This window comes from Citrobacter sp. MGH104 (assembly GCF_001034485.1).
GTDB classification, from domain to species: domain Bacteria; phylum Pseudomonadota; class Gammaproteobacteria; order Enterobacterales; family Enterobacteriaceae; genus Citrobacter; species Citrobacter freundii.
The window spans coordinates 2,096,967-2,110,616 of the sequence record NZ_KQ089818.1 but is presented as its reverse complement, the minus strand read 5'-3'; the positions used below and the strand labels follow the sequence as shown (position 1 = coordinate 2,110,616).

General features: G+C 53.4%; 9 protein-coding genes and 1 pseudogene. 3 read left to right on the top strand and 7 right to left on the bottom strand.

Annotated elements, in window-relative coordinates:
* Positions 1-57 precede the first annotated feature (57 nt).
* Together SK34_RS09955 and greB are read right to left on the bottom strand one after the other, a co-directional pair.
* Positions 58-2,391, bottom strand: a complete 2,334-nt coding sequence (locus tag SK34_RS09955; protein WP_048232925.1) for a Tex family protein — start codon at positions 2,389-2,391, stop codon at positions 58-60.
* 98 nt (positions 2,392-2,489) lie between these two features.
* The gene (greB, locus tag SK34_RS09950; RefSeq protein WP_003023524.1) at positions 2,490-2,963 is read right to left on the bottom strand and encodes a transcription elongation factor GreB; all 474 of its coding nucleotides are present in this window, start codon (positions 2,961-2,963) and stop codon (positions 2,490-2,492) included.
* A 225-nt stretch (positions 2,964-3,188) separates the two neighbouring features.
* Here greB and ompR point away from each other — a divergent pair, with 225 nt between their 5' ends.
* Both ompR and envZ read left to right on the top strand, forming a co-directional pair.
* Positions 3,189-3,908 carry an osmolarity response regulator transcription factor OmpR gene (gene ompR, locus SK34_RS09945; RefSeq protein WP_001157751.1) on the top strand — a complete coding sequence of 240 codons (720 nt, stop codon included), beginning with the start codon at positions 3,189-3,191 and terminating at the stop codon, positions 3,906-3,908.
* Positions 3,905-5,257, top strand: coding sequence for a two-component system sensor histidine kinase EnvZ (gene envZ, locus SK34_RS09940; protein ID WP_003837891.1), 1,353 nt, complete (start codon positions 3,905-3,907; stop codon positions 5,255-5,257). The genes ompR and envZ overlap by 4 nt, the downstream gene beginning before the upstream one ends.
* A gap of 74 nt (positions 5,258-5,331) precedes the next feature.
* Here envZ and pckA read toward each other — a convergent pair whose 3' ends face one another.
* On the bottom strand, positions 5,332-6,954 hold the full coding sequence (gene pckA, locus SK34_RS09935) for a phosphoenolpyruvate carboxykinase (ATP) (RefSeq protein WP_003023529.1): 1,623 nt from the start codon (positions 6,952-6,954) through the stop codon (positions 5,332-5,334).
* Between the two features lie 378 nt (positions 6,955-7,332).
* Between pckA and SK34_RS09930 the strand changes: the two are divergent.
* Positions 7,333-9,050, top strand: a pseudogene (locus tag SK34_RS09930) (DUF4153 domain-containing protein).
* A gap of 104 nt (positions 9,051-9,154) precedes the next feature.
* On the opposite strand, the gene hslO reads toward SK34_RS09930, so the two are convergent.
* The 4 genes from hslO to igaA all read right to left on the bottom strand — a co-directional run bounded on the left by hslO (position 9,155) and on the right by igaA (position 13,336).
* Positions 9,155-10,033, bottom strand: a complete 879-nt coding sequence (gene hslO / locus SK34_RS09925) for an Hsp33 family molecular chaperone HslO (RefSeq protein WP_003023531.1) — start codon at positions 10,031-10,033, stop codon at positions 9,155-9,157.
* Positions 10,034-10,057: 24 nt separating this feature from the next.
* The gene (hslR, locus tag SK34_RS09920) at positions 10,058-10,459 is read right to left on the bottom strand and encodes a ribosome-associated heat shock protein Hsp15 (RefSeq protein ID WP_003837900.1); all 402 of its coding nucleotides are present in this window, start codon (positions 10,457-10,459) and stop codon (positions 10,058-10,060) included.
* Positions 10,460-10,469: 10 nt separating this feature from the next.
* Positions 10,470-11,138 carry a GMP/IMP nucleotidase gene (yrfG, locus tag SK34_RS09915; protein WP_003023533.1) on the bottom strand — a complete coding sequence of 223 codons (669 nt, stop codon included), beginning with the start codon at positions 11,136-11,138 and terminating at the stop codon, positions 10,470-10,472.
* A gap of 62 nt (positions 11,139-11,200) precedes the next feature.
* The gene (gene igaA / locus SK34_RS09910) at positions 11,201-13,336 is read right to left on the bottom strand and encodes an intracellular growth attenuator protein IgaA (protein WP_048232923.1); all 2,136 of its coding nucleotides are present in this window, start codon (positions 13,334-13,336) and stop codon (positions 11,201-11,203) included.
* Between the last annotated feature and the right edge of the window lie 314 nt (positions 13,337-13,650).

Below are 13,650 nucleotides of genomic sequence, written 5' to 3'. Positions count from 1 at the left end.
ATATATTAAATATGCCGGATAAGGTATTGATTCCGTCATCCGGCACACGGTTTAAACTTAGCGCTTTTTACCCATTGCCGCCGCCAGCGCATCCATCATCGCGCTGTTGCCCGCAGGCTGGGCGTCACGGCCACGCGGTTTCGCCGCTTTTGGCGCCGGGCGATTGCCCTGAGTGCGATCGTTATTCCCGCCGCCGCGACGCGCATTGGTTTCACCCGGCTGCTCGTCCAAACGCATGGTCAGCGCGATACGCTTACGTTGCAGGTCCACTTCCAGCACTTTCACCTTCACAATGTCGCCCGCTTTCACTACGGTGTGTGGATCGTCGACGAACTTATTCGACAGCGAAGAGATATGCACCAGACCATCCTGATGAACGCCGATATCAACAAACGCGCCGAAATTGGTGACGTTGGTGACCGCCCCTTCCAGGATCATTCCCGGCAGCAGATCGTTCATGGTTTCGACGCCATCGGCAAACTGCGCGGTTTTAAATTCAGGACGCGGATCGCGGCCCGGTTTTTCCAGCTCTTTGATGATGTCGGTGACGGTCGGCACCCCGAAGCGTTCGTCAGTAAAATCGGCGGCTTTCAGATTGCGCAGTTCGTTGCTGTTGCCCATCAGGTCACGCAGCGATTGCTCGGTAGCGGCCAGAATGCGTTCCACAATCGGATAGGCTTCCGGGTGAACGGTGGAGGCATCCAGTGGGTTATCGCCATGGTTGATGCGCAGGAAGCCTGCACACTGTTCAAAGGCTTTTGGCCCCAGACGGCTGACTTTCAGCAATTGCTGACGGTTCTGGAACTGACCGTTCTCATCACGCCAGGCAACGATATTTTGCGCCATCATGCGTGTCAGGCCGGCCACGCGGGTCAACAGCGGAACGGAAGCGGTATTGAGATCGACGCCGACGGCGTTCACACAGTCTTCCACCACCGCGTCCAGCTTACGCGCCAGTTGTGTTTGACTAACGTCGTGCTGATACTGGCCCACACCGATCGATTTCGGATCGATTTTCACCAGCTCAGCCAGCGGATCCTGCAAACGACGGGCGATAGACACTGCGCCACGCAATGAAACGTCGAGATCCGGGAACTCCTGCGCCGCCAGCTCGGAAGCCGAGTAAACCGATGCCCCGGCTTCGCTGACGATCACTTTCTGCGCGGTGACTTTCGGGAACTGTTTCTGCACGTCGAGGAAGAAGCGCTCGGTTTCGCGCGACGCTGTACCGTTACCAATCGCCACCAGCTCAACGTTGTATTTTTCACACAGCGCCGCAACGGCAACGGCGGCTTTGGCGGCCTGACCGGTGTGTGGATAAATGGTGTCGGTCGCGACCAGCTTACCGGTACCGTCAACAACCGCCACCTTCACGCCGGTACGCAGGCCGGGATCGAGGCCCATGGTGGCGCGCAGGCCGGCCGGAGCCGCCATCAGCAGGTCATGCAGGTTACGGGCAAAGACGTTGATTGCTTCATCTTCTGCGCGTTCGCGCACGGTGCCCATCAGTTCGGTTTCGAGGTGCATCAGCACTTTGATGCGCCAGGTCCAGCTCACAACGCCTTTACGCCAGCTGTCTGCCGGTGCGTTATTCAGGCGCAGTCCCAGGTGGTTCTGGATAATCTGTTCGCCGTGGCTCTCTTTTGGCGGCTCATCGAATTGCGGATCGGCATTCAGCGAAAGCTGCAGCACGCCTTCGTTACGGCCACGGAACATGGCCAGCGCACGGTGGGATGGCACGGTAGAGATCGGTTCGTGGTGATCGAAGTAGTCGCGGAATTTCGCGCCTTCCTCTTCTTTACCGCTTACCACGGTGGAAACCAAATGCGCGTTCTTCCACAGATAGTCACGCACTTTCGCCAGCAGCGCGGCATCTTCAGCGAAGCGTTCCATCAGGATGTAACGTGCGCCGTCGAGGGCCGCTTTGATATCCGCCACGCCGTTGTCGGCGTTGAGATATTTAGCGGCTTCTGTTTCCGGGTCGTGAGACGGTTCGTTCCACAGCAGGTCTGCCAGCGGCTCAAGGCCTGCTTCAATGGCGATCTGCCCACGGGTACGGCGCTTAGGTTTGTACGGCAGATAGAGATCTTCGAGTTCGGTCTTACTTAACGTGCCGTTGATCGCTTTCGCCAGGTCGTCGGTCAGTTTGCCTTGCTCGCCGATAGATTTCAGGATTGCCTGACGGCGGTCTTCCAGTTCACGCAGATATCCCAGACGGGTTTCCAGATTACGCAGTTGCGTATCGTCCAGACCGCCGGTGATTTCCTTACGATATCGTGCGATAAACGGCACGGTGTTCCCTTCGTCAAGCAGGCGAACGGCAGCTTCTACCTGTTCAGCACGAGCCTGAATTTCACCTGCGATAATGCGGCAGAAAGAATCATTCATCATGGATAGCTTCGTCTATAGGATAAAAAATCAGGGGATAGTTATACGGATTGACTGACAAAAATGCCAGCCATCTGCCGGGGCTTCGGATTGTTCCGGTCTCACTTAACGTATTCAATCTCGTTCACGTACCAGCTGGCTTCGCCACCAGGAGTGTTTACTACTGCGAGATCGCCGACTTCTTTTTTCAGCAGCGCTCGCGCCATTGGTGAGTCGATAGAGATGTAATCTTTACGACCGAAGATCTCATCGTAGCCAACAATACGGAATTTGCGGATGTCGCCATCGTCATTTTCAATCTCAACCCATGCGCCAAAGAAGACTTTGCCCTCCTGCTGCGGGGAGTAATCGACGATTTTCAGATTCTCCATGCACTTGGTCAAATATCGGACGCGACGGTCGATCTCACGCAGGCGCTTTTTATTATACTGGTAGTCGGCATTTTCGCTGCGGTCACCCAGACTCGCGGCCCAGGTTACTTTTTTGGTGACTTCCGGGCGCTCTTCACGCCAGAGATAATTCAGCTCTTGTTTGAGTTTTTCATACCCTTCACGGGTTATCAGGGGCGTTTTCATCTTATTGTTTTACCTTCGACTCTGTGATGATGCGCACAATTAGTATTACGTGAGCATATCAACAGAATAAATAATGTATTGCGAGAAACATTGTATACTTAAGCTGCTGTTTAATATGCTTTGTAACAATTTAGCCTGGAATTCATACCAGAATTCGCTGGTGACTCACGTTAGCTTTCTTAAGAATATACACTTAATTGTTGCGAACCTTTGGGAGTAATAACAATGCAAGAGAACTATAAGATTCTGGTGGTCGATGACGACATGCGCTTACGTGCGCTTCTGGAGCGTTATCTGACCGAGCAGGGCTTCCAGGTTCGAAGCGTCGCAAACGCTGAGCAGATGGATCGTCTGCTGACCCGTGAGTCTTTCCACCTGATGGTGCTGGATTTAATGCTGCCGGGAGAAGATGGCCTGTCTATTTGCCGTCGCCTGCGCAGCCAAAGCAACCCGATGCCGATCATTATGGTCACGGCGAAGGGCGAAGAAGTGGACCGTATTGTAGGACTGGAAATCGGCGCTGACGATTACATTCCGAAACCGTTTAACCCGCGTGAGCTACTGGCACGTATTCGCGCAGTCCTGCGCCGTCAGGCGAATGAACTGCCGGGCGCGCCTTCTCAGGAAGAAGCAGTCATTGCGTTTGGTAAGTTCAAACTGAACCTCGGTACGCGTGAAATGTTCCGTGAAGATGAGCCTATGCCGCTCACCAGCGGTGAGTTTGCGGTGCTGAAAGCACTGGTCAGCCATCCGCGTGAGCCGCTGTCCCGCGACAAGTTGATGAACCTGGCCCGTGGTCGTGAATATTCTGCGATGGAACGTTCTATCGACGTCCAGATTTCCCGTTTGCGTCGCATGGTGGAAGAAGACCCGGCGCATCCACGCTACATTCAGACCGTATGGGGTCTGGGCTACGTCTTTGTTCCGGACGGTTCTAAAGCATGAGGCGAATGCGCTTCTCGCCACGAAGTTCGTTTGCCCGCACGTTATTGCTCATCGTCACCTTGCTGTTTGCCAGCCTGGTGACGACTTACCTGGTAGTGCTGAACTTCGCGATTCTGCCGAGCCTCCAGCAGTTTAATAAGGTCCTGGCCTACGAAGTTCGTATGCTGATGACCGATAAACTACAGCTGGAGGACGGTACGCAACTGGTGGTGCCGCCCGCATTCCGTCGGGAAATTTATCGTGAGCTGGGTATTTCCCTCTATTCCAACGAGGCCGCTGAAGAAGCCGGACTGCGTTGGGCGCAACACTATGAATTCTTAAGCCATCAGATGGCGCAGCAGTTGGGTGGCCCAACGGAAGTCCGCGTTGAGGTAAACAAAAGCTCGCCGGTTGTGTGGCTGAAAACCTGGCTGTCGCCCAACATCTGGGTACGTGTGCCGCTTACGGAAATTCATCAAGGCGATTTCTCACCGCTGTTCCGCTATACGCTGGCGATTATGCTGCTGGCTATCGGTGGCGCGTGGCTGTTTATCCGTATCCAGAACCGACCGTTGGTGGATCTTGAACATGCGGCGCTGCAGGTGGGGAAAGGTATCATTCCACCGCCGTTGCGTGAGTATGGCGCTTCAGAGGTGCGCTCCGTAACCCGAGCCTTTAACCATATGGCCGCAGGTGTGAAGCAGTTGGCCGATGACCGTACGCTGTTAATGGCGGGCGTGAGCCACGATTTACGTACTCCGCTGACGCGTATTCGTCTGGCAACGGAAATGATGGGCGAAGAGGACGGTTATCTTGCGGAGTCCATCAATAAGGACATCGAAGAGTGTAACGCCATCATCGAGCAGTTCATCGATTACCTGCGTACCGGTCAGGAGATGCCGATGGAGATGGCGGATCTGAACTCGGTGCTGGGTGAAGTGGTTGCGGCAGAAAGCGGCTATGAACGTGAAATCGAAACTGCGCTGCAGCCTGGCGCCATTCAGGTGAAGATGCACCCGCTGTCGATCAAGCGTGCGGTTGCCAATATGGTGGTTAACGCCGCCCGCTACGGCAACGGCTGGATTAAGGTCAGTAGCGGTACGGAGACGCATCGCGCCTGGTTCCAGGTAGAAGATGATGGTCCTGGCATCAAGCCGGAGCAGCGTAAGCACCTGTTCCAGCCATTTGTCCGCGGCGACAGCGCGCGCAGTACCAGCGGCACGGGGCTGGGTCTGGCGATTGTGCAACGTATTATCGATAACCATAACGGCATGCTGGAGATTGGTACCAGTGAACGTGGTGGGTTGTCGATTCGTGCATGGCTTCCGGTTCCTTTCACTCGCGCGCAGGGTATCACGAAAGACGTATAAGAAAGGGAGGCGAAATGCCTCCCTTTTTGTTGCTGTAGGCCGGATATGTGGCAACCGCCATCCGGCATTTTTCGTTACAGCTTCGGTCCGGCGCTAACCAGCGCTTCACCCGCAGGGGTGTCGGTGTATTTCTCGAAGTTCTCGATAAACAGTTTCGCCAGTGCATTGGCTTTTTCTTGCCACTGCTCTGGAGACGCGTAGGTATTACGCGGATCGAGAATGCGCGTATCCACGCCCGGCAACTCGGTCGGGATAGCCAGGTCAAACATCGGCAGACGGAACGTTTCTGCGTCATCCAGCGAACCGTTCAGGATGGCGTCAATAATCGCACGGGTATCTTTGATAGAGATACGTTTGCCAGTACCGTTCCAGCCGGTGTTAACCAGATACGCCTGCGCACCTGCCGCCTGCATACGTTTCACCAGCACTTCTGCATACTGCGTTGGGTGCAGAGACAGGAATGCTGCGCCGAAGCAGGCAGAGAAGGTTGGGGTCGGTTCGGTAACGCCGCGTTCGGTACCGGCCAGTTTGGCGGTGAAGCCAGACAGGAAATGGTACTGAGTTTGGTCTGCGGTCAGGCGAGAAACCGGCGGCAGCACGCCAAATGCGTCGGCAGTCAGGAAGATAACCTTCGTTGCATGACCCGCTTTTGACACTGGCTTAACGATATTATCGATGTGATAAATCGGGTAGGAAACGCGGGTGTTTTCAGTTTTGGAACCGTCGTCGAAGTCGATGGAACCATCTTCGCGCACGGTGACGTTTTCCAGCAGCGCGTCACGACGAATTGCGTTGTAGATTTCTGGCTCGGCATCTTTAGACAATTTGATGGTCTTCGCGTAGCAACCGCCTTCGAAGTTAAATACGCCGTCGTCATCCCAGCCGTGTTCGTCATCGCCAATCAGGCGGCGTTTCGGATCGGTGGACAGCGTTGTTTTACCGGTACCGGACAGGCCAAAGAAGACTGCCACATCACCTTTTTCCCCGACGTTTGCCGAGCAGTGCATGGAGGCAATGCCTTTCAGCGGCAGCAGGTAGTTCATCACGGAGAACATACCTTTCTTCATTTCGCCGCCGTACCAGGTGCCGCCAATCAGCTGGATACGCTCAGTCAGGTTGAAAGCCACGAAGTTTTCAGAGTTCAGACCCTGCTCTTTCCATTGTGGGTTGGTGCACTTAGCGCCGTTCATCACGATGAAATCCGGTTTAAAATCAACCAGCTCTTCGTCGCTTGGGCGGATGAACATGTTTTTGACGAAATGCGCCTGCCAGGCAACTTCGGTAATGAAGCGCACGGAAAGACGGGTATCGGCGTTAGCGCCGCAGAATGCATCAATGATAAACAGGCGCTTGCCGGAAAGTTGCTGGGTAACTAATCCTTTCAGATGCTGCCAGGTTTCCGGGGAGAGCGGTTTGTTGTCGTTCTTACCTTTACCTTTGTCGGACCACCAGAGCGTGTCGCGCGTGGTGTCGTCACGGACAATGTACTTATCCTTTGGCGAACGTCCGGTAAAGATACCGGTATCAACGGCAACGGCGCCCAGATTCGTTAACACGCCACGTTCATAACCTTCCAGGTTTGGATCAAGTTCTTCCTGGAAAAGCGTGTCGTAGTCTGGATTGTAAACGATATCCTGAACGTCATTGATACCATAAGCCTTGAGATCTTGCGGGGTTAAACTGTTGTTCACACGCATTTCACTGCTCCTTAGCCAATATGTATTACCTGGAATAGTAAGGTTTTTTAGGGATTGCTAACCGCGACAAGGCTCATAGATTTACGCATCCGGGAAAATCACGGGTTACCGAATACGCTGCGACTCCTGTCACAAAGAGGCGGATATTATGGCAGGAAACCCTTTTTTGTTGTGGAAAATGTTCTTAAAACGTTAATGAAGAGTGTTTTTGGCGGGAATCTTGTGAGTGTAATCGCATTCACGTAAGAAAATAACGTAACTCATACATATACAATATCGATTCACTTCCCGTCGCGTTAGTCTGAAATCAGCCTACCAATGCTCAAAATTGTGAAGTTGATGCGATAATTAGCTTTTCCCTTCATTCTGGAAACTAACATGGATAGTGCTGAAATTTCACGTACAACGCGTTTGGGCATGATATTTATCGGCCTGCTGCAGGGGGCATTATGCTACCTGCTGATGACATATCTGGTGCCCCATAACGACGGCTGGCTGTTCTATGGCATGCCTGCGACGATTGCGATCACCTCGGCACTTTTGCTTACTGTCGTTTCTTTCAAACAACGCGCGCTGTGGTATTGGATGGCGCTGATCTTTGTTGTGGTGCTGGCGATGAGCGTCTGGCTAAAGTGGCAAGTCGAGGACAGTGATAAGTGGCGGCAACATGAAGTTTTTATGTTCTACGGTTGGCGCTTACTGCTGATGGCGATGCTTGCCTTGCCCTGGATTCAGTACTCGCTTCATGTCTCTCGTGAGCAGGCGCGTTACCCGCATTTTTATCGGCAATTGTGGCTTAATGCGTTGACGTTGCTGATTGTCTTTGTCGCCAACGGTCTGTTCTGGCTGGTGCTCCTGCTATGGAGCGAGATGTTTAAGCTGGTCGGTATTCCCTTCTTCAGCACGCTCTTCTTTGATACCGACTGGTTTGGCTATGTGGCCTTTGGTCTGATTACCGCACTGGCAGTGGTACTGGCTCGTACACAGTCGCGTTTGGTCACGGCGGTACAAAAATTACTGACGTTTATTGCCACCGGTCTGTTACCTCTGGTCGCGCTGTTGGCGCTGATGTTCATACTGACCTTGCCCTTCACCGGACTGGAGGCTATTTCGCAACGCGTGTCTGCGGCCGGGTTGATGTCAACGCTGACGCTGCTCCTGTTGCTGTTGATGGCTATCGTGCGTGAACCGCAAAAAGAGGCGTTACCCTATCCTGGCGCGTTACGCTACCTGATCAAATGCTCTCTGATTGTCGCGCCCATCTATATGCTGATTGCCGGTTGGTCACTGTGGGTGCGAATACAGCAGTACGGTTGGACGCCTGAGCGTTTGTATGGCGTGCTGGTGGTCGTGGTACTGCTGGTATGGTCGTTTGGCTATCTGGCCAGCATTTTACGCCGCGGGCGCAATCCGCTTGAGCTTCAGGGGCCGGTCATTCTTGGCGTTTCGTTGCTGGCATTGGGGCTGTTGGTTCTGCTGTCGTCGCCGGTTATTGATGCCTGGCGTATCAGCGTTAACAGCCATATGGGGCTGTATCACAGCGGGAAAATCAAACCGGATCAGGTCAGCCTGTATATGTTGGATCACAGCGGAAAACCGGGGCGCGCAGCGTTGGAAGCATTACAAAAAGATGTGGCGTTTAATCAAGACAGTAAGCGCAGACGCGACTTGAATTCTCTGCTGCAAGGGAGCCGGGATCCGGTTAAAGAGCTAACCGCAACACAGTTAGTATCGAAGGTTGTGATTGCTCCGGGGAGCGAGAAGCCAGACGATGCGTTCTGGACGTTTGTCAAAGCACAGGGGTATCGCATCACCTCTTGTGCTGAGCAGAATGCGTGCGTATTGGTGAGTCAGGACCTCAATGCGGATGGTCATCCTGAGCAGGTGCTATATGCTTTTGGCGATGGGGAGAGTCTGGTCTTCGGCATGCAGAAAAACAAATGGGATTTGTTAGCTGTTGCCAGGCTACCTGAAGGATTCAATAAGGATAAATTGCTGCAGGCGGTGGCGAATCAGCAACTGGGTTCAGCCCCCAGAATCTGGCGGGATATCACTATTGATGGCAAAAGACTGCGATGACTTATTACACCGAGTGAGTGTGTTGCCGACCGCGTTTTTGCCGGATAGCGGCGCGAACGCCTTATCCGGCCTACGACAGTTTTTCCGTAGGCCTGATAAGCGCCTTCAGGCAAGACGGTGATTAATGCACCTGTGGATCGGCAGGGGAGGCGTTGCTGCGGATCTCTGCAATATCCATGGCGTTAAACAGATAGTGGCTACCGCAGTAATCGCAGTGCATATCGATCTCGCCTTCTTCCGCCAGAATGCTGTCAACTTCTTCGTCCGGCAACGTTTTCAGTGCGCCTGCGCAGCGTTCGCGTGAACAGGTGCATTTGAACTCAACGTCCTGCGGATCGTAGAGAGTAACCTCTTCTTCGTGGTATAAGCGCCACAGCACTTCGTTGGCCGGCAGCGTCAGCAACTCTTCGGCCTTGATGGTTTCGGTCAGGGCGGTCAGGTGATCGAAATCATCTGCCTGTGCGTTTTGCGCCGGCATCACTTGCAGCAGCATTCCGCCAGCAGCGGGTTTGCCATCAACGTCGCCAGTGCGGATGAACAGGCGTGTCGGCAGCTGTTCGGAACGCATGAAGTAGTCTTCCAGACAGGCTGCCAGCGTGTCACCTTCCAGACCGACCACGCCCTGATAACGCTCGCCTTCTTCCGGGGTAATGGTGATCACCAGGTAGCCGTTGCCCACCAGGGTTTTCAAATCGGCATCTTCAGGAATATCACCCTGCATGCGGGCCACGCCGCGCATCTGCTGATTGTTGTTACCGTTGATGACGGCCAGGCTCAGCGGACCATCACCCTGCAACTGCACAGTGATATCACCGGCAAACTTCAGCGTAGCGGTGAGCAGGCTGGTGGCAACCAGCAGCTCAGCCAGTACGTTTTTGACCGGCTGCGGGTAAGTATGATTTTCGAGGATCTGTTGCAGGGTTTCCGAAACGGTCACCAGCTCGCCGCGCACGGCAAAGTTTTCAAACAGATAACGATGTAATTGGTCATGTTGCGGCATAATCATCTCTCTTGCAGGTGACAGTCACTCGCTGTCGCCATGTTTAAATCGTAACAGGTCGCGGCGCTCTTTCTTGTCCGGTCGTCTGTCCGGGTGCGGCATGGTTAACGCGTTAAGTTTACGCGCCAGCGCCATTTTTTCGCGTTTTTCCACGCTTTCCGCGGTTTCTTCATACAGCGTAACGGCTTCCGTTGCCGGGCGACGCTGCTCGGTTATGGCCTTGATAATGACCGTTCGCTCGTCATTTCCCTGGCGAAGGGTGAGGGTGGCGTTCAGCTCGACAATCTTGCTCGGCTTACTGCGCTGGCCGTTGTAGTGCACCTTACCGCCTTCAACCATTTCGCGGGCTAGCGCACGCGTTTTGTAAAAGCGTGCAGCCCACAGCCATTTATCCAGCCTGACTTCAGCAGAGGGCTTTTCTTTCATGGCGTCTCCTTCACATCAGTGAGGGGATCAGTCGGCGGTAGTCATTCAGTGACGGATGGCGTGCGTACTGCTTTTCGGCGATGCCGGAGTCGGGATTGGTCACGCCGAGGCAGTAACGAATACCGTACAGAGCAGCGGCGTCGAGAATGGGTTCGCTGTCGTCAATAAACAGCGTCTTCTCTGCACTCATTCCCGTTTCTTCAGCCACAGCGTGCCATAACCGCTGATCCTCTTTGGGATAACCAAATGTGTGGGTGGAAAGTAATAAATCAAGGTGTGAGGCCAGACCGGTATGCTCCAGCTTCACCGCCAGATTATGCGGATGCGCGTTGGTGAGCAAAATACGGCGCTTGCCGCTGGCTTTTAAAGCATCAAGAAACGGTACGGTATCTTCACGCAAAACGGCGCGCGGTCCCTGTTCCGTTGTCATGGCGCAAATATCCAGATCCAGGCACTCGCTCCAGTAATCCAGGCAGTACCAGTTTAGCGTATGCTGCACGGCATGATACTGCTGACGAATATAGTCCTGGGCCTCCTGGGGAGAGATACCCTGCTTCGCGCCATAGGTTTCCGGCACCAGTTTTTGCCAGAAATAGTTATCGAATGCCAGGTCGAGCAGCGTGCCGTCCATATCTAACAACACGGTGTCGACATCCTGCCAGGCAATATTGATATGCATGGAAACTCCCCACAAGAAAACATGATGCGCGACAGAGTAGCATATCCTGTCGTGCGAGCGTGTTATCGAATCAGGCTTTCCGTGTCGTCAATCAGCGTTGGATTCAGGCAACTTTCGTAGTAGCTCTGAATTTCCGCGATGCGGGTGCGGTGACGCTGGTAGCGTCTGAATGCCTGCACGCTGTTGTAGACAGCGCATCCGAGCATGGAGAACATCAGCAGCGTCGTGCCAAGGTAGCGCCATAACCCTGAACGATCCGGGATACGGTGCAGGCCAATGTGCTGGGTGCCATTGGCGTCAGTCGAAATATTGGTGACGATCCCCTCTGCGCGAAATGGTGTCTGCATCAGCATCTGCGCCAGGCGCTGGAAGGCGTTCCACTGTTCCTGGGGAGGATAGTCATATAGCGAGGTCGTCGGCCACGGCTGATCGACCAGATCGCTGCCTTCATCGCTGATAATCAGGAAACCGCCGGGAGCAGGGCTATTCAGCGCCTGGGCCGCTCGCGCAGTCTCGCGTGAAATAAATGGTGCCGTAGAGGTATTCACCAGATTATCTAACGACTCAGCGCTTACCGGACGCAGCAGCACGTTCACCCCATCCAGTTTGCCTGCGTTCGCTCGCTTTACCAGCGCGGCCCAGTCTTTGCTGTTACCGAGGTTAACCAGCGCATTCTTTAAGCGTACACATTCATCTTTGGCTGCACACAGATCGGCCGTTTTCAGGACAATCTCACCAAAATCGTCCAGTAACACCATGCCGGACTTTTGGATTGCCGAGCGTAGCGATGCGCTGACGCGAGAGTCATCGTCAGGTTTGGGATGCAGCTGGCGGTTCACGGCCTGCGTGAGCGCAGTGGCCTTATTCACCAGATCGGATTCGGGCAGCGGTAATGCGCGTGCGTCATTCCAGATAATTTGCGAGCAATCGAAAGGCATAAACGGCGTGGTGGGCTGCGCATTCCAGCTCCCTTGGGTATGAATATTACACATACCCGTACCGCTCAGGTGCAGCGTGTCACCCACACGAACGCCCGCGTTTTCGAGCTGTTTAACGCTGGTGGCTTCGATAGTTTGCGCGCCCTTCATCCAGGAAAGCGTGACCTTTATCGGCATATCCAGCGGGATCCAAAACAGCAGCATCAGCAGTACCAGCAACGAGCCGCCCGCGATGACGGCGTTGCGCAGCCAATGTTGCAACGGGAAATTTTTGACTTCATCGTGCAGAGATAAAAAACGCCCCTGGCGGACAACGTGGCGATCGAGATAAATATCGATATCCGTTTGCTGGCCAAGGTCTTGGGCGATGTAAGGTTGCCAGTGAGGTGGGTAGATCAGATCGATAATACCCAGCGAGATATTATTAATATGCTCCTGGTCGTTTTCGCCAAACAACCCCCAGCGACGCGGCGTACCGCGCAAACAATGAATTTCCCGCAGGGCGGTTTTGGACGGCGGGGCGAATAATCCCCACAGGCCCGCAGCTAACAGCAACACCGCGCCACCGACTGCCCATGGAACAAACGTATTCGGGATAACCAAACAGAAAAAGAACAGCAGGAATGATGCGGTTATCAGCAACGCCTCGCGCAATCCCGAAGGGCGGCTGAGCGCATATTCTTCATGGGTTTCCTGGCGAATATTCAGCAGTTCAATCTGCTCACTTTCTTCACCACGAATGGATGCCTGGGTAGAAGCGGTGTGCTGCAACGCATAGCCACGCGCTTCCTGCATATATTCCTGCAGCGTATGGCCGTTCAACGAGATAACCAGCGGTATTGTATTGGTATGGATTATCTCAACGCTATTTTCGTCATTGATGTATTGTTCCCAGAAAGGGGGAAGGTGTACCTCAACGGAATCAAGATAGTAGCGCCATTTGTTAGGATCGTCGGTAGTGATGCCGTAACGTGTAATCGAACGAGTAAGCACGATGACGCTATTACTTTGGGCATTCAACGTTAATGAGACTGGCGCAGAACTGGCTCCAGTTGGACCAGGTACTTGCTGAATTTGACTAAGGCTTTCGAGATAGTTTTCGACGGCAGTGCGTTCTTCAGGCGCGAGTTTACGTTTCGAGGCGTCTGAGAAGACGCTGCTCAAGGGTAAATTTTTCTGCCTGGATTTTGATTTGAGTAGCCATCCTGCAAGCAATGAGCAGGCCAGCAAAGCAGCTAAAAAAATCAGAATGGTGCTCATGCTTTCCCCATCTTACTTAGTCTGTCAGGCGTGGTCAGTCGCACCCTGTTCAATATTCGTGATTCTGTGGTTGGCTATCGGCAAGTGTGGAGTCGAACTTGAGCATCTTTAAGTACAGCCCAGTAAAAGCGAATCATAGCAAAATCACTAAAAATGGAATATCAGCAAATTCCTGGAGTTATTTCAACCTATTGACTTTTAATTTGAAATAGGGATTAACTTTTAGTACGTTACATAAATGTAAATAAACGGCAATTCACATTGCCGAAACCGTGCGGTATATCGCACAATAACCCCAGATTTCACAGCAAAGA